The organism is Catenuloplanes atrovinosus, from assembly GCF_031458235.1.
GTDB lineage: Bacteria > Actinomycetota > Actinomycetes > Mycobacteriales > Micromonosporaceae > Catenuloplanes > Catenuloplanes atrovinosus.
In genome coordinates this window covers 7096331-7116770 of the sequence record NZ_JAVDYB010000001.1, presented here as the reverse complement: position 1 = coordinate 7116770, position 20440 = coordinate 7096331, and the positions used below count along the sequence as shown (strand labels likewise).

Sequence of the window (20440 nt, the reverse complement as noted above, 5' to 3'; positions counted from 1 at the left end):
TGCCGGTCCGGTCAGGCGTGGCAGAGAATCTCGCCGTGGAGGACGGTGAACCAGCCGTCGGGGGAGTCGGACCAGCGGCGCCAGCCGGCGGCGAGGCGCTGGAGGTCGGCGGGGGTGACGGTGCCGGCGGCGAGGAGCTGGCGGGCCATCGCGGACTCGACGATCCGGTCCGCCCACATGCCGCCCCACCAGCGGCGGTCCTCGTCGGTGGCGTAGCACCAGACGCCGGCGCCGGGGGTGATGGTGGTGAAGCCGGCGGCGCGCGCCCAGGAGAGCAGGCGGCGGCCGGCGTCGGGCTCGCCGCCGTTGGCGCGGGCGGTGGCGCGGTAGAGCGCCAGCCACTCGTCCAGTTCGGGGACGGCGGGGAACCAGGCGAACCGGTCGTAGTCGCTGTCCCGGGCGGCGACCACGCCGCCGGGGCGGCAGACGCGCCGCATCTCGGCGAGCGCGCGGACCGGGTCGGCCACGTGCTGGAGCACCTGGTGGGCGTGGACCACGTCGAACGCGTCGTCCGGGAAGGGGAGGTCGTGCACGTCCGCGACCGCGAAGTCGACCGTGGTCACCCCGCGCGCCGCGGCCTCGGTGCGGGAGAGCGCGAGCGCGTCCTCGGTGAGTTCGATGGCGGTGACCCGGCCGGGCGCGACCAGCGCGGCGAGGTCCATGGTGATGGTGCCGGGGCCGGCGCCGACGTCCAGCAGCGACTGGCCGGCGCGCAGGTGCGGCAGCAGGTAGGCGGCCGAGTTGTCCGCGGTGCGCCAGCGATGTGAGCGCAGCACCGATTCGTGATGACCGTGCGTGTATACGGCTGACATACCCCGACGATAGGCCCCGCTTCTCGTATTGCGGGAAGCATCTCCCAGATAATAAGATCGAATGATGCGCATCCTGTTCTCGTTCGTGGGCGGTGCCGGGCACTTCCTGCCGCTGACGCCGATCGCCCGGGCCGCCCGGGCCGCCGGTCACGACGTGGCGCTGTCGGCCGGGCCGCGCATGGTCGACACGGTCCGGCGGGCCGGCTTCGAGGTGCTGGACAACGGCGCTGCGGACGCGCCCACGCCCGAGCGGCGCGAGCGGCTGCCGTTGGCGCCGCTGGACGAGGCTCGGGAGCGGCGGGTGGTCACCGACATGTTCGTCCGTAAGGCCGGGCCCGACCGCGCCGCCCGGCTGCTGACCCAGGCGGCCGAGTGGCGGCCGGACCTGATCGTCTGTGACGAGGTCGACTACGGCGCCATGATCGCGGCGGAGCGGCTGGGCATCCCGCACGCCACCGTGGTGGTGCTCGCGGCCGGGTCGTTCGTCCAGGACGGATACGTGGCCGAGGCGATCGACGAGGTGCGCGCGGAGTTCGGGCTGCCGCCGGACGGCGGGCTCGCCATGCTCGGCCGCCACCTGGTGCTGGAGCCGGTGCCGCCGGGCTTCCGCGACCCGGCGTTCCCGCTGCCCGCGACCGGCCACGCGATCCGCCCGGCCGAGACCATGCCCCCGATCGCCGAGGGCGGCGACCGGCCGCTGATCTACTTCACGCTCGGCACGGAGTTCAACATCGAGTCCGGCGACCTGTTCGAGCGGGTCCTCGCCGGGCTGCGCGACCTCCCCGCCGACCTGGTGATGACCGTGGGCCGCCACCTCGACCCGGCCGTGTTCGGGCCGCAGCCGGCGCACGTGCGGATCGAGCGGTTCGTGCCGCAGGACGAACTGCTGCCCCGCTGCGACCTGGTCGTCTCGCACGGCGGCTCGGGCAGCGTGCTCGGCGCGGTGGCGCACGGGCTGCCGATGCTGGTGGCGCCGATGGGCGCGGACCAGCCGGACAACGCGGTTCGCGTGGCCGCGCTCGGCCTCGGCCGCGTGCTGGACGCGGAGACCGTCACGCCGGAGCGGGCCGCCGCCGAGGCCGCGGCCGTGCTGGCCGGCCCGGGCTGCCGCGACACCGCCCGCGCGCTGCGCGCCGGCTGGGCGGCGCTGCCCGGCCCGGCCGCGGCGGTCCGCCTGCTGGAGTCGATTGCCTGATCGTTTCCGGTCGCGCACGCACCGCGTACCCCCGCCGGAGTTTGATGAGTTTTGGTCTGTTTTCTGACGTGGGAATCGGTTGCCGTCAAGACGTCTTGACGGGCACGCTGGAGCCATGCCTGCGCCGGATGATCTCGAGTACGAGTACACCCTGCTGACCGCCGTGGCCCGGTACGACACTCTGCGCACCCGCGACGCACTGGCCTCGGCCTCGTCCTCGCTCGACGAGACCCCGCTCGACCCCGACCTGGCGCCGCTGTCCAAGGAGGAGGCGCTGGAACTGCTGGCACTGGGCGAGCTGATCGCGCGCAAGGCGACCTACGGCCGTCAGCTCGACGTGCGCACCGCCCGCAAGGCCGGCGCCTCCTGGGCGCAGATCGGACAATCCCTCGGCTGCACGAAGCAGTCCGCGTGGGAGACCCACGCGAAGTGGCTGGACGAGCAGGTCTGGACGCAGCAGCAGTGAGCCGCCGGTGCCCGCTCGGCCGGGGCATCGCGGGTTCCGCCTCGGCGGCGGCGGGTCCGCGTTCCGCGCGCTGACCGGGCACATCGAGTTTTCCATTGAACTGGGTGGATATTAGTCAGATTCCACCGGTTTGCTACCGAAGTGGCCTTCGGAGGGCAACCGGAACGGAGGGCTGATGTCCACCCGAGTCGCGCGGGTCAGCTTCGGCGCGTGGATGGTCGTGCTGACCGGGGCCTATTACGCGTTCCCGGTGTACGGCACCGCGTTCTGGGCCGGGCTCGGCTTCGGTGCCGCGATCGCGGTGCTGGTCGGCGTGCTCCTCAACCGGCCGGCCCGCGGGCTGCCCTGGTTCCTGCTCTGCGGCGTGCTGGTCACGTTCGCGCTCGGCGACGCGGTCTACAACCTGACGTCCCGCGACGCGTTCCCGTCCCCGGCGGACGGGTTCTACCTGCTGTCGTACCCGCTGCTGGCCGGCGCCCTACTGGTCTTCATCCGGTTCCGGTCCGGCGCGGACGACCGGGCCGCGCTGCTCGACGCGCTGCTGCCCACGGCCGCGATCGGGCTGGTCGTCTGGGTGTTCTGGATCGGCCCGCTGGTGCGCGACACCGACCTCAGCACGGCCGAGAAGCTCACCTCGATCGGCTATCCGCTCGGCGACGTGCTGGCGCTCGCCATGCTGGTGCGCCTGCTCAGCGCGCCCGGCACCCGGCATCTGTCGATCACCGCGCTCACCGTGGGCGTCATCGCGCTGCTCGGCACCGACCTGATCTACGGGCTGAGCCGGCTCAACCAGGACTGGAGCACCGGCGGCCCGGTCGACGTCGGCTGGGTGATCTTCTACGCGCTGCTCGGGTACGCGTCGCTGGACCCGTCGATGACCCGGCTCACCGAGCACACCCCGGCCGCGTTCACCCCCCGGGTGGCCGGCTGGCGGCGGCTCGCCATGCTGGTCGCGGCCGCGCTGGTCGCACCCGCGGTGCTGGTCTACGAGAACCTCGACGGCACGGTCTCCGACGCCCCGGTGATCGCCATCTTCTCCGCGCTGATGTTCCTGCTGGTGATCGGCCGGCTGGCCGGGCTGCTCGCGGACCACCGGCGGATCAGCCACCGCGAACGGGTGCTGCGCGAGGCCGGGACCCAACTGGTCTCCGCGGCCACGCCCGGCGACGTCGCGGCCGCGGTCCGGGCCGCGATGGCGCAGCTGATGCCGCCGAACGAGCCGTACGTGCTGGAGAGCGCCGGGATCTTCAGCGGCATGACCCGGGAGGAGTTCTTCGCCGAGGGCGTCACGCTGGAGCCCGTCGCACAGCTGCCGGCCACGCACGGCGAACCGCTGGACGGCTTCGACGTGGCGCTGCGCGCACCCGGCCCGCTGCTGCCCGAGGAGGGCTCCTCGGAGTTCCAGTTTACCTGGATCTGCCTGGCCGCGAGCGAGCCGGTGCTGTGGCGGCTGCGGCCCGCGTTCGAGGCGCTGGTGTCGCAGGGCACGATGGCGATCGACCGGATCGCGCTGGGCGCGGAGGTCAGCCGGCGCAAGCACGAGGCGTACTTCCGGACGCTGATCCAGAACGCCTCCGACGTCATCCTGATCGTCGGCGGCGACGACCACATCACGTACGCCAGCCCATCCGCCGGCGACGTCTTCGGCACGCCCGCGGCCATGCTCACCGGCGCGCCGGTCACCGACCTGATCGTGGGCGAGCAGCACGAGCGGCTGCGGGAGTCGTTGCAGCGGCTGCGCGGCGGCCGGGGCCAGGCCATGTCGTTCGACCTGGTCGGACTGGGCGCGGACGGCCGTACCGTGCAGGTCGAATGCGCCATCCAGGACATGCGCGACGAGCCGACCGTCCGCGGCGCGGTGCTGACCATGCGCGACGTCACCGAACGCCGCCGGCTGGAGAGCGACCTCGCGCACCAGGCGTTCCACGACCCGCTGACCGGCCTGGCGAACCGGCTGCTGTTGCAGAACCGGCTGGAGCACGCGCTCACGCTCGCCCAGCGCGACCGGTCCGTGGTCGGCCTGCTGTTCATCGACATCGACGACTTCAAGGTGGTCAACGACACCCTCGGCCTGGTGGTCGGCGACCGGCTGCTGGCCGCGGTCGGCGCCCGGATCGCCAGCGTGGTGGGACCGCAGGAGACGGTGGCGCGGCTCGGCGGCGACGAATTCGCGGTGCTGATCGAGCAGGCGCAGACGCCGGTCGAGGCGGACGACGTGGCCGCCCGGATCGTGGCCGCCTGCGCGGAACCGTTCGAGCTGCGCTACGACACCGGCGGCACCGCCATGGTCGGCGGCGCGGTCAGCATCGGCGTCACCACGAACGTGGAGGCGCACGACGCGGCCGAGATGCAGCGCCAGGCCGACCTCGCGCTCTACGTCTCCAAGGGCGACGGCAAGGGCCGCTACCAGCGCTTCCGTACGGACCTGCACACCGCGATGGTGGAGCGGCTGGAGATGCGCGCCGCGCTCAGCAGCGCGGTCGAGGATCAGCAACTGGTCCTGCAGTACCAGCCGATCGTGGACCTGGCCACCGAGGACGTGGTCGGCCTGGAGGCGCTGGTCCGCTGGCGACACCCGACCCGCGGGCTGATCGGCCCCGGCGAGTTCATCGAGGTCGCGGAGGAGAACGGCGCGATCGTGCCGATCGGCGCCTGGGTGCTGCGCGAAGCACTGCTGGCCATCGCCAACTGGCGGCAACTCGTCCCGGCCGCACCGCTGCGCTACGTCTCCGTCAACGTCTCCGCCCGCCAGTTCCGCAGCCCCGGCTTCGTCGACGAGGTCGCCAAGGTGATCACCGAGAGCGGCGTACCCCCGTGGCGCCTGCTGCTGGAGATCACCGAAAGCCTGCTGCTCCGCGACGACGAATCGGTCTGGCAGGATCTGGCCCGGCTGCGCGAGATGGGCGTCCGGATCGCGATCGACGACTTCGGCACCGGATATTCCTCGCTCAGCTACCTGCGGCAGATGCCGGTCGACATCCTCAAAATCGACAAGTCCTTCATCGACGACATCTCCAGCAGCCGGCAGCAGCGCGCGCTGGTGGCCGCCATCGTCAACATCGCCGACAACCTCAACCTCGGCGTGGTCGCCGAGGGCGTCGAGGACCCGGCCCACAAACAACTCCTGCTCGACATGGGCTGCCCCTTCGGCCAGGGCTACCTCTTCTCCCCACCCGCCTGGCCCGACACCGTCCTCACCTGGCTCGACCACGGCATCCGCGAACGCCTCGCCGCCTGAAACCCCTCTTGCTCCGCCCACTTCCGGCGTGGCCACGACCCGCATGCTCATTGGTCAACATGGGTGGTGCCCGGGTCTGTATGGGTCGGGTAGCACCGGGTGTTCGTTGGGTCATTGCCTCTGCTTGCGAGATTTTTGAGGTCCTGCGGGAGTTCTGCGAGGCCTGACGGGCGCCCGGGGTGCCACCTTGACCGACGACAGAGCTATGCACCTTGTCGAGTGCCGGTCAATGAGCTTTCGGTGGTGGTGGTCCCCGGGAGCCGCCTGGTGTTTCCCCTGCTGCTGCAACAGCGAGGAATCCTGTGGTGAGTGTGGCAAAGACGGTGGTGTCGGGTCGAGTGCGGTGGGCGGGAGTCGACTGGGCGAAAGATGATCATGTGGTGTGTGTGGTCGACGAGGCCGGGCGGGTGGTGGAGCGGGTCACGGTGACGCACAAGGCGGCGGGGCTGGCCCGGATGGTCGGGGTGCTGGACCGGCATGAGGTGGACGCGGTCGGGATCGAGCGGGGTGACGGGCCGGTCGTCGATGCGCTGCTCGATGCGGGTCTTCCGGTGTTCGTGATTGCTCCGGGGCAGGTGAAGGCGTTGCGGGGCCGGTATGGGTCGGCGGGGAACAAGGATGACCGGTTCGATGCGTTCGTGCTGGCCGATGTGGTGCGCACGGACCGGGCTCGGCTCACGCCCCTGTGCACCGATCGGGATGACACGGTGGTGTTGCGGCGGTTGTCGAGGGCGCGTAAGGACGTGATCGGGCATAGGGTCGCGGCGGCGAACCAGCTACGGGCGCATCTGGACACCGCCATGCCCGGGACGGTCGGGTTGTTCGCGGACCTGGACTCGCCGATCAGTCTGGCGTTCCTGGCCGTGTTCACCAGCCAGGACGCCCTGGACCGGTTGACCGAGGCCCGGCTGGCCCGGTGGCTGGCCCGGCAGCGGTATTCCGGGCGGACGTCAGCGGCGGTGTTGCTGGCGCGGATCCGGTCCGCGCCCCGCGGGCCGCAGGGCCCGGCCGGGGCCGGGCTGGCAGGGATCACCGTCGCGCTCGTGGCGATCCTGCAGAGCCTCGTCGCGCAGATCAAAGCCCTCAGCACGCAGATCGGTGAGGCATTCGACGCCCACCCCGACGCGCCGATCTTCGCCGGCCTGCCGAAAGCCGGCACGATCCGCGCGGCCCGGCTTCTGGCCGAGATCGGTGACGCCCGCGGCCGGTTCCCCACCCCGAACGCGATGGCCTGCCTGGCCGGCGCCGCTCCCTCGACCCGCCAGTCCGGCCGATCGAAGGTGGTCACGTTCCGCTGGAGCGCGGACAAACACCTTCGTGACGCGGTCTGCGACTTCGCCGCCGATAGCCGCCACGCCAACCCATGGGCGGCGAACCTCTACCACCGCGCCCGCGAACGCGGCCACACACACCAGCACGCCGTCCGGATCCTCGCCCGCGCCTGGCTGACAGTGATCTGGAAATGCTGGACCACGAACACCCCCTACGAACAGGACAAACACGGCCAACTCCAACTCATACTCGACCAGAGACGTTGACACAGAGCAACTCCCGCGGGCACCGGTCGGCCGCGGGCGGCCTCCCTGCCTGTCCCGCGGGCGGTCACCCAAAACCACGCGACTTCCGGCGCCTCACGCGGATGATCCACTGGTTACTGATACGTAGAGCACGTCAGGAGGCGCTGTCTACGTGCTCTACGTATCAGTAGTCATCGAGGCCCACCCCTCTGCGGTGCTGGGGTTCGGGGATGCGGAACCGGCAGGGAGGCCGGCCACGGCCGAGCGGTGCCCGCGGGACCACGCCGGGAGTGGGAAAGGAAGGCCTTTAGCACAGGATTTCGGCCTGTGGCCGGTTAGGACGATTCGCGCGGTATAGGGCTTAGATCCGGCTTACGCTGCCGGTTGTGGCGGTGTCGGCGCAGCGGTGGCCGGAGCGCGCCCTCCTGTGCGAACGGACCGTCGCCGGTTGGCGCGAACTCGCGCCCGCCGAGTTGCAGGCCCGGATCAGCAAGCGGGCGGGCGGGCTGCTGGCGGCCGGGCTCGGCGCGGGGGACCGGATCGCGATTCTCGGGCCGCCGGGGCCGGAGTGGGCGCTCACGGACCTCGCGGCCTGGTGGATCGGCGCGATCCCGGTGGCGTTGCAGGAGGAGGTGCCGGGCGAGCAACTCGACTGGATGCTGCGCTGCTGCGGGGCCGCGGCCTGCGTGGTGACCGGGACCGATCCGGTGCTCGCGGAGCGGGTCGCGGCGGCCGGGCTGGGGCACGCGTGGCAGCCGGGGGACGGGCCGCTCGCGCCGCTGTCCGCGCTGGACGTGCCGACGCTCGGCGTGATTCCGCCGGCCGCGATGCCGTCCGGTGCGGTCGCCACCGTGGTGTACACGTCCGGCGTCAGCGGGCGGCCCGCGGCCTGCCGGCTCACGCACGCGAACCTGGACGCCGCTGCCCGCGCGGTCCGGGACGCGCTGCCGCAGCTGTTCGGCGGTGACCCGGGTACGGTCCTCACCGCGCTGCCGCTGTCGCACATCTTCGGCCGGGTGGTGCAGCTCGCGGCGCTGATCGGCGGCGTCCGGCTGGCTCACACCGGGCCGGACCGGATCCTCGCCGACCTCGCGGAGCTGCGGCCGTCCGTGCTCGCGGCGCCGCCGCGCTTCTTCGAGCACCTGTGGGGTCGCCACCTCGGCGACGACGACGCGGCGGAGCGGGCCGCGCTGGCCGAGCCGGGCCGGTTGCGCGGGCGCCTGCGCCGGTCGCGGCACAAGCGGGCCTACGCGGCGCTGCGGGACGCGCTCGGCGGCCGGATGGAGTGCGTGATCACCGGAGGTGCGCCGGTCAGCGACCGGCTGGCGAAGCTGTACCGGGGCGCCGGCGTGCCGCTGCTGGCCGGCTACGGGCTGACCGAGGCCACCGCGGCGGTCACGCTCAACACGCCCGCGCTGTACCGGCCCGGCACGGTCGGCACGCCGCTGCCCGGCGTCGAGGTGCGGGTCAGCCCGGACGGCGAGATCTACGTGCGCGGTCCCGGCGTGTTCGGCGGCTACGACGGGCCGTCCGAGGTGGACCGCGACCCGGTGGTGGACGCGTCCGGCTGGCTGCACACCGGCGACCTCGGCGCCCTCGACGACGACGGCTACCTGCGCATCCTCGGCAACGTGGAGGACATGATCACGCTGCGCTCCGGCCGCCGGGTCGCCGCGGTCGCGCTGGAGGAGGCGGTCCGCGCGCACCCGCTGGTGGCGCACTGCCTGGCCGTCGGCGACCGCCGCCCGTACGTGGCCGCGCTGATCGCGCTGGAGGAGAGCGCGGTCCGGCGCGCGTTCCCCGGCATCGAGGACCCGGTCGGCGACCCGCGCGTCATCGAGGCGATCCGGGTGGCGATCGACGCGGCCAACGCGCGCGCCTCCGCGGCCGAGCAGATCCGCCGGTTCGAGATCCTGCCCGGTGGCCTGTCCCGCCGGGCCGGCCACCTCACGCCCGCGCTGCGCCCGCGCCGCCGCCTGCTCGACGCGCTGTTCGCCGCGCAGATCGAGCGGCTGTACGCGATCGAGACGACGCCGCAGGTGGTGCTGGAGGACCCGGTCGACGCGCTCACCATCGAGGCCCGCGCGCTCACCGTCCGGGGACCGCACGGCACGCTGCTGCGCCCGACCAGCGTCGGCGTGGTCACCGGCCGGCGGGTCGCGGTCGCCGGGCCGCCCGGCCACGGCCACACCGCGCTCGCGCTGGCGCTCGGCGGCCGGCTCGACCCGGACGGCGGCGAGGTCACGCTGGACGGCGAGCGCTCCGGGCGGCGGCTGCGCCAGGTCGTCGCCCTGGTCGACGTGCCCGGTGTCAGCGAGCCGGACGAGATGCTGCCGTTGGCCACCGTGGTCGGCGAGGAGCTCTCCATGGCCAGGGCGAAGGCCGGGCGCCGCGCCGTCCGCGAGTGGCTGGACCGGCACGGTGCGCTGGTCTACGCGGAGACCCGCACCGAGCACGTGCCGGGCCCGGTTCGTACCCGGGTGCTGGCCGAACTGGCCGCGCTGCGCCCCGGCGTCAGCGTGCTCGTGCTCACGCTGCCCGACCGGCACGGCGGCGGTCCCGGCGCCTGGTGGGACCTGGCCGGCGTGTTCGCGGCCCGCGGCTACGGCGTGCTCGTCCAGTGCACCGACGGCTCGGCGGAGCTGCTCGGACTGCCCGCGGTCGGGCTCGGCAACGCCGATCCCGAGGCGCCGGCCGGGACCGGCGGATTCAGCATCGGCCGGGTGCGCCGCCGGGAGCTGGGTGCCGCCGCGATCGCCGGCGATCCGGAGCCGTCCGTCCGCGACACGGAGCCGCTCGGCCGCCGCGCGGGGGCGGCCGGCCGTCACACCGAGGAGAGATCGTGAGTGCTGTCCGGTTGGCCGTCTCGGAGCTGCGCAGGCTCACCGCGGGCCGCGCGCCCACGCTGGTGGTGCTGGCGCTGGCCGCGGTGCCGCTGCTCTACGGCGGGCTGTACCTCTACGCGAACGCGGACCCGTACGAGCGGCTCGACCGGGTGCCGGCCGCGCTGGTCGTCGACGACGTCGGGGCCACCCAGCGGGACGGCACGCTGATGCAGGCCGGCGCGCGGGTCGGTGCCGAACTGATCTCCGACGGCACGTTCGACTGGCGGCGGACCACCGCGGAGGCCGCGGAGGCCGGCGTGCGGGACGGCGAGTTCGACTTCGCGCTGCGCATCCCGGCCGACTTCTCCGCCTCGCTGATCTCCACCACCGAGGCGGTCGAGTCCGGCGGCCCGCCGCGCCAGGGCACCATCGTGCTGACCACGAACGACGCCAACAACTACCTGGTGCACACGATCGCTGCGCAGGTCGCCACGCGCGTCCAGGAGTCGCTGTCCCACGAGGTCGGCAGCCGGGCCGCGGAGCGGTTCCTGCTCGGCTTCCAGCACATCTACCAGCGGACCTCCCAGGCGGCGGACGGCGCGGACACGCTCGCCGAGGGCGCCGGCAAGGCCCACGACGGCGCGGAGAAGCTGGCGGACCGCAGTGCGAAGCTGGCCGGCGGCGACCACGACCTGCTCGCCGGCGCGCGTGACCTGGCCGCGGTCGCGCAGGCCGGTGGCGCCGGCGCCCGGGGCCTGGCCACCGACGCGGACGACCTGGCGGGCGAGTTGGGCACGCTGCGCACCTCATCCGCCACGTTGCCGGACACGGCGCGGGCGCTCGCGGACGGCGCCGCCTCCGTCGCGGCCGGCGCCCGCGAGGCCGCCGTCGCCGCGGTCGCGCTCGCCGGCCCGGACGAGGCCACGCTCAGCGCGCTGGACGCGGACGCGGCGCGGCTGACCGCGCTCGGCGTGCCCGCGGACGAGGCCGAGGCGATCGGTGCCCGGCTGGCCGAGGCCCGCACCGCGCTGGCCATCTCACGCGCGAACACGGCCGCGCTCGCCACCCGCCTCGACTCGCTCGCGCTCGGCGCGGACCAGGTCGACAGCGACGCGGCGGCGCTGGCCACGGCCGTGCCCGGGCTCACCGCCGGCCTCGGCGAGGCCGCGACCGGCGCCGCCGCGCTGACCGCCGGCGCCACCCGGCTGGCGGACGGCAGCTCGTCGATCAGCGACGACGCGGTCGCGCTCCGGGACGGCATCGCGGCCTCCGCCACCGGCGCCGCGAAGATCGCCGACGGCTCCGCCGACCTGGAGCAGGGGCTCGGCACGCTCGCCGGCAACGCCCGCGACCTCGCCTCCGGGCTGCGCGGCGGCCTGGCCGAGATCCCGAACCTGGACGACGCCACCCGTACCGCCACGGCGGGGACCATCGCGGACCCGGTCGACGTGCACACCGTCCGGCAGAACGAGGCCGCGAACTACGGCGCCGGGCTCGCGCCGTTCTTCCTGTCGCTGGCCGCGTGGATCGGCGGGTACGTGCTGTTCCTGCTGGTCCGGCCGCTCTCCACCCGCGCGATGGCCGCGAACCAGTCCGGGCTGCGGGTGGCGGTCGGCGGCTGGCTGGCCCCCGCGCTGCTCGGCGCCGTGCAGATGGGCCTGCTCTTCGCGGTGGTGATGCTGGCGCTGCGCGTCGACCCGGTGCACCCGGCCGGCATGGCCGCGTTCATGATGCTGGCCTCGGCCACGTTCATCGCGATCATCCACATGCTGAACGCCTGGCTGGGCGCGGTCGGCCAGTTCCTCGGCCTGGTGCTGATGGTGCTGCAGCTGGTCAGCGCGGGCGGAACGTTCCCGTGGCAGACCATCCCGGCCCCGCTGCACGGCCTGCACCACGTGCTGCCGATGAGCTACTCGGTCGAGGGCCTGCGCCACCTGATGTACGGCGGCGACGCGATGGCGGTCGGCCGCGCGGTCTCCATCCTGACGGCGTACCTGCTGGTCGCGCTGCTGCTCACGGCGCTCGGCGCCCGCCGCCACCGGGTCTGGACGGTGGCCCGGATCAAGCCCGAGGTGGTGCTGTAGACGGCACGCGGCTGCCGGGCCCGAACCGGGCCCGGCAGCCGCCCCGCACCCCCAGGGTCAGTTCACCTCGCGGCGCATGATCCGGAGCGCGCCGAAGAACAGCGGGACCGCCACCCAGACCAGGGCCGACACTCCGAACCGGGCCCACTCGCCGGACGTCACGTCCGGGTTGCCGATCGGCATGGACGTCGTGTTCATGTCCAGCCACGCCGCCGCGCTCCGCAGCTGGGAGATCATGGCGCCGAGCGTGGACCACAACGTCGGGACCACGAAGTAGAGCACGATCGCCAGCGGCGAGTTGAGCAGCAGCGCGCCGAACGCGGACCCCATCAGGATGTACGCGATCTCCAGCGCCACGAAGCCGAGCAGTGCCTCCGGCTCGAGCGTCCAGGAGCCGTCCCCGTCCACCGCGATCGCCACCACGTTCGCCAGCGCGGACGTGCCCGCGGTCACCGCCGTGGTGATCAGCGCGATCACGACCGCGGCCAGCAGCTTCGCGGCGACCACCCGGCCCCGCGCCGGAACCAGCGCGAACGTGGTCAGCGCGGTCCGCTGGGTCCACTCGCCGGTCATCGCCAGGATGCCCAGCACCGGCAGCAGGATGCTCACCGGGATCTGCGCGAAGCCCATCAGGGCGGCGAAGTTCGCGGTGCTGCGCGGCTCCGCGGTGGCCAGCATGACCACGTGCGTCAGCACCACGCCGAGCGCGATCACGATCAGCAGCCAGAGGCCGGCCCGGGTGTCCGCGAGTTTGCGCAGCTCCACCCCGGTCAGCGTGAGCAGCGAGGGGCGCTTGTGGCCGCGGCCGTCGTGCGAGGCCGGCATCGTGGCCGGCCGTTCCATCTCCACGGTCCCGGTCATCGCGCGCCCTCCTTGGCAGCGTCGCCCGCACCGGCCGCGGCGGCCGTCAGGCTGAGGAACATCTGCTCCAGACCGCCACCGTCGGCCGGCCGGAGTTCCAGCAACACCACGTTGTTCTCGGCCGCGGCCCGGCCGATCGCGCCCGGCTCCGCGCTGACCAGCAGCGCGCCGTCCTGGGTACGCGTGTAGGTGAGACCGGCCTTGTCCAGCGCCGCGGCCAGCGCGGCCGGGTCGACCGAGCGGACCAGCGTCCGGTCGCCGGCCAGCAGCTCGGTCTTGTCGCCCTGGGCCACGATCCGCCCGCCGCCGATCATCACCAGCCGGTCCGCGACCGCCTCGACCTCGCGCAGCAGGTGGGAGGAGAGCAGCACGGTGCCGCCCCCGTCGGCGAAGTCGCGCAGCAGCCCGCGCATCCAGAAGATGCCCTCCGGGTCCAGCCCGTTCGCCGGCTCGTCGAGGATGAGGATGCCGGGCTCGCCGAGCATCGCGTGTGCCAGGCCGAGCCGCTGGCGCATGCCGAGCGAGTACTGCCCCACCCGCTTGCGCGCGGCCTTGTCGTCCAGCCCGACCAGGTCGAGCACGGCCGCTACCCGGGACCGCGGCACGCCCATGGTCATCGCGGCCAGGGTCAGCGCCTCCCGGCCGGTACGGCCGCCGTGCTGCGCGGACGCGTCCAGCAGCACGCCGATCCGCCGGCCCGGGTTGTCCAACTGCCGGAACGGTACGCCCGCCACGGTCGCGCCGCCCGCAGACGGCGGCGTCAGCCCGCAGATCATGCGCATGGTGGTGGACTTGCCCGCGCCGTTCGGGCCGAGGAAGCCGGTGACCGTGCCGGGCTCGCAGGTGAACGAGACATCGTCGACGGCGGTGTGCGCGCCGTACCGTTTCGTCAGGTGGTCAGCGGTAATCATGGCTATCAGCCTGGCCGAGCCACCCGGTCGCCCGCGTCGGTCCGCGGTTGACGTCCGCGCGACCAAAGTCGCGTTCCCGCCTCGACTTTGGTCGGTGTCCGGGCGATGGTGCCCGGCCGTAGCCTGAGGGCATGGCGACCTCCACGAACGAGGACCGCTGGTCGCTGCTCGGCGCGCTCGGCGCGCTGGACGAGGACGAACCGGTCCGCCCGCGTACCACCCGCGACTGGGTGGTGGACATCGTGGCCTTCCTCTTCGCGCTGGCCTGGGTGTTCCTCACCACCATGGAGGAGCTGGTCTGGCAGGAGGCGGCGGACGCCGGCCGGATCTACGGCTCGGCGTGGCTGGCCTGGGCCGACCTGGTGCCGGGCCTGGCGATGTCCGTGGCGCTGTGGTGGCGGCGGAGCAAGTCGGCCATGCTGGCGGTGATCTGCGTGCCGCTCGGCCTGTTCTCCGCGGCCAGCGGCGGCGCGGCCCTGATCATCCTGTTCACCGTGGCGGTGCACCGGCGCTTCCCGGTCGCGGCCGCGCTCACCGCCGCCAACGCCGCACCCGGCCTGGTGTACGCGTGGGCGCGGCCCGATCCCGGCGTCGGCTACTGGCAGACCGTGGCCTGGATCGTGGGCGGCTCCGTGATCCTGTTGCTCTGGGGCTCGCTGCTGCGGTCCCGGCGGCTGCTGGTCCGCTCGCTGCGGGACCGGGCCGAGCGCGCCGAGTCCGAGCAGCAACTGCGCGTGGCCCAGGCCCGGCAGCTGGAGCGCGCCCGGATCGCGCGTGAGATGCACGACGTGCTCGCGCACCGGATCTCGCTGCTCAGCCTGCACGCGGGCGCGCTGGAGATCCGGCCGGACGCGCCGGCCACCGAGGTCGCGAAGGCGGCGGGCGTGATCCGGGCCAGCGCGCACCAGGCGTTGCAGGACCTGCGCGAGGTGATCGGCGTGCTGCGCGAGCCCGCGGCGGACGGCGATCCGGAGCGGCCGCAGCCGACGCTCGCGGACCTGACCACGCTGGTCGAGGAGTCCCGCGCCGCGGGGACCCGGGTCGCGCTGGAACTGCCGGCCGACGGCGGGAACCCGCCGGACATGGTCGGGCGCACGGCGTACCGGCTGGTCCAGGAGGGGTTGACGAACGCGCGCAAGCACGCGCCGGGCGCGCTGGTCACGGTCACGGTCGGCGGTGCGCCGGGCAAGGGCCTGTCGATCACGGTACGGAATCCCGCGCCGGTCGGGGGCGGCGCGTCCGGCATCCCCGGTGCGGGGACCGGTCTCGTCGGGCTGGCCGAGCGTGCCACACTGGCCGGTGGACGACTCGATCATCGCCGCGAGCCGGGCGGCGGCTTCACGCTGGAGGCATGGCTGCCGTGGCCGACGATCTGACCCCGCCGGTACGCGTGCTGATCGTCGACGACGACGCGCTGGTCCGGACCGGGCTCTCGATGATCCTCGGCGCCGCTCCGGAGATCACCGTGGTCGGTGAGGCCGCGGACGGTGCCGAGGTCGCGGCCGCGGTGGACGCGCACCGCCCGGACGTGGTCCTGATGGACATCCGGATGCCGCGGGTCGACGGCCTGGCCGCCACGGAGGTGGTCCGCGCCCGCCCGGACGCGCCCGAGGTGATCGTGCTGACCACGTTCGACCTGGACGAGTACGTGCTGCGCGCGCTTCGCGCCGGCGCCAGCGGCTTCCTGCTGAAGGACACGCCGCCCACCGAGATCATCCACGCGGTCCGCCGCGTCGCGTCCGGTGAGGCGACGCTCTCGCCCACGATCACCCGCCAGCTCATCGCGCACGTGGCCGCGCCCGCCGAGCCCGCGCGCAACCGCCCGCTGGAGCTGCTGGCCCGCCTCAGCGAGCGGGAACGCGAGGTCGCGGTCGCGGTCGGCCAGGGCAAGTCCAACGCGGAGATCGCCACCGAGCTGTTCATGAGCGTGGCCACGGTCAAGGCGCACGTTTCCCGGCTGCTGACCAAGCTGGGCCTGAACAACCGCGTCCAGATCGCCATCCTGGTCCACGACGCGGGCCTGGTTTGATCCTATTTTGCGGTATTTTCTACCGCAATGGGACGGCCGGAGAAGACGATCACCACCGGGGTACGGGAGCTGGCCGCGCTGGCCGAGCACCTGCGCCGGCTGCGGGCCGCCTCCGGGAGGACCTACCCCGAGCTGGAGCGCGCCGGCGGCTACTCCGCCTCCGTCTTCAGCCGCGCCGCGTCGGGTGACGCGCTGCCCACCTGGCAGGTCGCCCGCGCGTACGGCACCGCGTGCGGCGCCGACGAGCAGGCGCTGCGCCTGGTCTGGGAGCGGGCCCGGGACGCGCTCACCCGGCAGCGCTCCTCCGCCGCCACGGACGATCCCGCGGGCGCACCGACCGCCCCCACCGACTTCAACCTCCGGCTGCGCGAGCTGATCCGCCGCCGCAGCACCCAGCGCGCGGTCGCGGCCCGCGCCAACTACTCACCCAGCACGGTCAGCGCCGCCCTCAACGCCACCCGCGTCCCGTCCGGCGAGTTCCTCGACCGCATCCTGACCTCCCTCGACCTGCCCGACGACGACCGTGAGCGCTGGCGGGAATGGCGCGCGACGCTGGCCGCGCCCGACCCGGAGCCCGCGGTCCCGGACCTGCCGGCCGCCGCACCGCGGATTCCCGGCGCCCGCGCGCCGCACCCCACGCCCGGCCCGCCCCCGCTCGCCGCACTCGCGCCGATCGTGCTGGCCGCACTGCTGCTGGCCGCCCTCTTCACCCTGCTGTCGGCCGTCATCGACTGGTGGGCGTCCGGCTGCTGACGCCCGAGCCGGCCGGCACACCGAGGGTTTGCCCGACCGGGTGCGGAACCGGCAGGGAGGCCGCCCGCGGCCGACCGGTGCCCGCGGGAGCATGCGGAGACCGGCCCGGCCGGGAGCGGGTATATCCGGTTTTATCCGACGGCCGCGGGGCCGAGGACGCTCTTGAGGTCGCCCATCAGTGCGGTCGTCGGGGCCACGCGGGTGCCGAGGCGGAGGACGGTGGTGCGGCCGCCGTTGACCAGTTTGACGTGGATCTCGTTGTCGCCGGGGTGGAGCATCAGGACCTCCTTCAGCTTCTCGACCAGCGGTGGCGTGCAGCGGGTGATCGGCATGGTGAGGACGACCGGCTTGGAGTCGGGGTTCGCGGTGACGTCGGGCATCATCATGTCCATCGCCATGATCCGGGGGGTGTCGTCGCGGCGGTCGACGCGGCCCTTGACGACGACGATGGCGTCCTCGGCGATGTACTGGCCGACCATCTCGTAGGTGTTCGGGAAGAACAGCGCCTCGACGCCGCCGGCCAGACCCTCCAGCGTGGCGGACGCCCAGGCCTTGCCCTGCTTGGTGACGCGGCGCTGGACGCCGGAGAGGATGCCGGCCAGCGTGACGACGGCGCCGTCCGGGACGGTGCCCTCCTCGGCGAGCGCGGCGATGCTGGTGTCGGCGTGCTGGGAGAGCACGTGCTCCAGGCCGAAGAGCGGGTGGTCGGAGACGTAGAGGCCGAGCATCTCGCGCTCGAACGCGAGCTTGTCGCGCTTGTCCCACTCGGAGTCGGCGATCGTGGGCATGGCGACGGTGGCGGACGGCGCGGCGTCGCCGAAGCCGGCGCCGAACAGGTCGAACTGGCCGACCGCCTCGTTCTTCTTGACGCTGGCGAACGCCTCGATCGCCTCGGCGTGGATGGCCAGCAGGCCCTTGCGGGGGTGGCCCATCGAGTCGAACGCGCCCGCCTTGATCAGCGACTCGATCGTCTTCTTGTTGCAGACGACGGCGTCGACCTTGGACAGGAAGTCGTAGAAGTCGGTGTACTTGCCCTTCTCGTCGCGGCAGCGGCGGATCGCCTCCACCACGTTCGCGCCGACGTTGCGGACCGCGGCGAGGCCGAACCGGATGTCCTTGCCGATCGGGGTGAACGGGCCGGCGGACTCGTTGACGTCCGGCGGGAGCACGCTGATGCCCATCCGGCGGCACTCCGCCAGGTACATGGCCATCTTGTCCTTGTCGTCGCCGACGGAGGTGAGCAGGCCGGCCATGTACTCCGCGGGGTAGTTCGCCTTGAGGTAGCCGGTCCAGTAGGAGACCAGGCCGTACCCGGCGGTGTGCGCCTTGTTGAACGCGTAGTCCGCGAACGGGACCAGCACGTCCCACAGCTTCTGGATGGCCTCGTCGGAGTAGCCGTTGCCGCGCATGCCGTCGCGGAACGGGACGAACTCCTTCTCGAGGACCTCCTTCTTCTTCTTGCCCATGGCGCGGCGCAGCAGGTCGGCCTGGCCGAGCGAGTATCCGGCCAGCTTCTGCGCGGCGCGCTGCACCTGCTCCTGGTAGACGATCAGCCCGTACGTCGGGCCGAGGATCTCCTTGAGCGGCTCCTCCAGCTCCGGGTGGATCGGGATGATGTCCTGCAGCCCGTTCTTGCGGAGCGCGTAGTTGGTGTGCGAATCCGCACCCATCGGGCCCGGCCGGTAGAGCGCCAGCACCGCCGAGATGTCCTCGAAGTTGTCCGGCTTCATCAGGCGCAGCAGCGAGCGCATCGGGCCGCCGTCCAGCTGGAACACGCCCAGCGTGTCGCCGCGGGCGAGCAGCTCGTAGGTGGCCTTGTCGTCCAGCGAGAGGCCGAGCAGGTCGAGCTTCAGGCCGTGGTTGAGCTCGATGTTCTTGACCGCGTCGTCGATGATCGTCAGGTTCCGCAGGCCGAGGAAGTCCATCTTCAGCAGGCCGAGCGTCTCGCAGGTCGGGTAGTCGAACTGCGTGATGATCGTGCCGTCCGCGTCGCGCCGCATCAGCGGGATGTGCTCGATGATCGGCTCGGCGGACATGATGACGCCGGCGGCGTGCACGCCGGTCTGCCGGATCAGGCCCTCGATACCGCGCGCGGTGTCGATCACCTTCTTGACGTCGTGCTCGGCCTCGTAGAGCGCGCGGATCTCGGTCGCCTCCGAGTACCGCGGGTGGTTCGGGTCGAAGATGCCGGAGAGCGGGATGTCCTTGCCCATCACGGCCGGCGGCATGGCCTTGGTGATCCGGTCGCCGACCGCGTACGGGTACCCGAGCACGCGGGCGGAGTCCTTGATCGCGGCCTTCGCCTTGATCGTGCCGAATGTGGCGATCTGCGCGACCCGGTCCTCGCCCCACTTCTCCGTCACGTACCGGATCACGTCACCGCGCCGGCGCTCGTCGAAGTCGATGTCGATGTCGGGCATGGAGACGCGGTCGGGGTTCAGGAACCGCTCGAAGATCAGGCCGTGCGGCAGCGGGTCCAGGTCGGTGATGCCCATCGCGTACGCCACCAGCGAGCCCGCCGCGGAGCCACGGCCCGGGCCGACCGCGATGCCGTTGTCCTTGGCCCAGCCGATGAAGTCCGCGACCACCAGGAAGTACGACGGGAAGCCCATCTGCACGATGACGCCGATCTCGTACTCGGCCTGCGTGGTGTGGGTCTCCGGGATGCCGCCCGGGAAGCGCCGCTTGAGGCCCTCGAAGACCTCCTTGCGGAACCACGACTCCTCGGTCTCGCCCTCCGGTACGGGGAAGCGAGGCATCAGGTTCCGGAAGGTGAACATGCCGGTGGTGTCGACCTTCTCGGCCACCAGCAGCGTGTTCCGGCAGCCCTCCTGCCAGGCCTCGGAGGAGTCGACCGCGCGCATCTGGTCCGCGGACTTCACGAAGTAGCCGTTGCCGTCGAACCGGAACCGGTTGGGGTCGTCCACGTTCGCGCCGGTCTGCACGCAGAGCAGCACGTCATGCGCGGCGGCCTGCTCCTCGTACGTGTAGTGCGAGTCGTTCGTGACCACCGGCGGGATGCCCAGCTTCCTGCTGATCTCCAGCAGCCCGTCCCGGACCCGGCGCTCGATCTCCAGCCCGTGGTCCATGATCTCCAGGAAGTAGTTGTCCTTCCCGAAGATGTCCTGGTACTGCCCGGCGACCTTGATCGCCTCGTCGAACTGGCCGAGTCGCAACCGGGTCTGCACCGCGCCGGACGGGCACCCGGTGGTCGCCATGATCCCCTTGGCGTGCTGGGAGATCAGCTCCATGTCCATCCGCGGCCACTTCACGTAGTGACCCTCGAACGACGCGCGCGAGTTCAGCTTGAACAGGTTGTGCAGCCCCTCGGCGGACTGCGCCCACATGGTCATGTGCGTGATCGCGCCGTTACCGGAGACGTCGTCCGACTTCTGCTCCGGCCGGCCCCACTTCACGCGCTGTTTGTGGAAGCGGGACTCGGGTGCCACGTACGCCTCGACGCCCAGGATCGGCGTGATGTCCGCCGCCTTGGCCTGCTTGTAGAAGTCGTACGCCCCGTGCATGTTGCCGTGGTCGCTGATCGCCACGGCCGGCATGCCGAGCCGCTTCGCCTCCTTGAAGAGGTCCTTCAATCGCGCCGCACCGTCGAGCATCGAATACTCCGTGTGCACGTGGAGGTGCACGAACGAATCGCCCACGGCAGGACTCACCCCGATTCGATCACGACTGCGGCGGAGGACCCAGACTAGCCCCGCGCCGCGGGATTCGCGCCGTCCCCCGCCCCCGGT

The 20440-nt window shown here is 72.7% G+C and carries 13 protein-coding genes; 9 read left to right on the top strand and 4 right to left on the bottom strand.

What is annotated here, in order from left to right:
- Window positions 1-11 precede the first annotated feature (11 nt).
- A complete protein-coding gene (locus J2S41_RS31705) occupies window positions 12-812 on the bottom strand; it encodes a methyltransferase domain-containing protein (RefSeq protein WP_310373469.1) in 801 nt (266 codons plus the stop codon).
- Between the two features lie 64 nt (window positions 813-876).
- Here J2S41_RS31705 and J2S41_RS31700 point away from each other — a divergent pair, with 64 nt between their 5' ends.
- From J2S41_RS31700 to J2S41_RS31675, 6 genes are all read left to right on the top strand, one after another.
- The gene (locus J2S41_RS31700; protein ID WP_310373467.1) at window positions 877-2007 is read left to right on the top strand and encodes a glycosyltransferase; all 1131 of its coding nucleotides are present in this window, start codon (window positions 877-879) and stop codon (window positions 2005-2007) included.
- A gap of 115 nt (window positions 2008-2122) precedes the next feature.
- Window positions 2123-2473: a hypothetical protein gene (locus tag J2S41_RS31695; RefSeq protein WP_310373466.1), complete on the top strand. Its 351-nt coding sequence runs from the start codon at window positions 2123-2125 to the stop codon at window positions 2471-2473.
- A 175-nt stretch (window positions 2474-2648) separates the two neighbouring features.
- Complete coding sequence (locus J2S41_RS31690) at window positions 2649-5711, top strand: EAL domain-containing protein (protein WP_310373464.1); 3063 nt, start codon at window positions 2649-2651, stop codon at window positions 5709-5711.
- A gap of 302 nt (window positions 5712-6013) precedes the next feature.
- Window positions 6014-7249, top strand: a complete 1236-nt coding sequence (locus tag J2S41_RS31685; protein ID WP_310361669.1) for an IS110 family RNA-guided transposase — start codon at window positions 6014-6016, stop codon at window positions 7247-7249.
- 365 nt (window positions 7250-7614) lie between these two features.
- Window positions 7615-10074 carry an AMP-binding protein gene (locus tag J2S41_RS31680; protein ID WP_310373461.1) on the top strand — a complete coding sequence of 820 codons (2460 nt, stop codon included), beginning with the start codon at window positions 7615-7617 and terminating at the stop codon, window positions 10072-10074.
- Window positions 10071-12137 carry a YhgE/Pip domain-containing protein gene (locus tag J2S41_RS31675; RefSeq protein WP_310373459.1) on the top strand — a complete coding sequence of 689 codons (2067 nt, stop codon included), beginning with the start codon at window positions 10071-10073 and terminating at the stop codon, window positions 12135-12137. The genes J2S41_RS31680 and J2S41_RS31675 overlap by 4 nt, the downstream gene beginning before the upstream one ends.
- Before the next feature lie 57 nt (window positions 12138-12194).
- Here the strand turns inward: J2S41_RS31675 and J2S41_RS31670 are convergent, their stop codons facing one another.
- Both J2S41_RS31670 and J2S41_RS31665 read right to left on the bottom strand, forming a co-directional pair.
- On the bottom strand, window positions 12195-12980 hold the full coding sequence (locus tag J2S41_RS31670; RefSeq protein WP_374728286.1) for an ABC transporter permease: 786 nt from the start codon (window positions 12978-12980) through the stop codon (window positions 12195-12197).
- A gap of 14 nt (window positions 12981-12994) precedes the next feature.
- Window positions 12995-13909 carry an ABC transporter ATP-binding protein gene (locus J2S41_RS31665; RefSeq protein WP_310373457.1) on the bottom strand — a complete coding sequence of 305 codons (915 nt, stop codon included), beginning with the start codon at window positions 13907-13909 and terminating at the stop codon, window positions 12995-12997.
- A 131-nt stretch (window positions 13910-14040) separates the two neighbouring features.
- Here J2S41_RS31665 and J2S41_RS31660 point away from each other — a divergent pair, with 131 nt between their 5' ends.
- Genes J2S41_RS31660 through J2S41_RS31650 form a run of 3 tightly spaced genes read left to right on the top strand, consistent with a single transcriptional unit; the run spans window position 14041 to window position 16691 of the window.
- Window positions 14041-15285, top strand: coding sequence for a sensor histidine kinase (locus tag J2S41_RS31660; protein ID WP_310373456.1), 1245 nt, complete (start codon window positions 14041-14043; stop codon window positions 15283-15285).
- A complete protein-coding gene (locus J2S41_RS31655; RefSeq protein ID WP_310373454.1) occupies window positions 15261-15938 on the top strand; it encodes a response regulator in 678 nt (225 codons plus the stop codon). The genes J2S41_RS31660 and J2S41_RS31655 overlap by 25 nt, the downstream gene beginning before the upstream one ends.
- Before the next feature lie 27 nt (window positions 15939-15965).
- Complete coding sequence (locus J2S41_RS31650; protein ID WP_310373453.1) at window positions 15966-16691, top strand: helix-turn-helix transcriptional regulator; 726 nt, start codon at window positions 15966-15968, stop codon at window positions 16689-16691.
- A 131-nt stretch (window positions 16692-16822) separates the two neighbouring features.
- Here J2S41_RS31650 and dnaE read toward each other — a convergent pair whose 3' ends face one another.
- Entirely contained in the window at window positions 16823-20350 is a 3528-nt protein-coding gene (gene dnaE, locus J2S41_RS31645; protein ID WP_310373451.1) for a DNA polymerase III subunit alpha, read from the bottom strand.
- Between the last annotated feature and the right edge of the window lie 90 nt (window positions 20351-20440).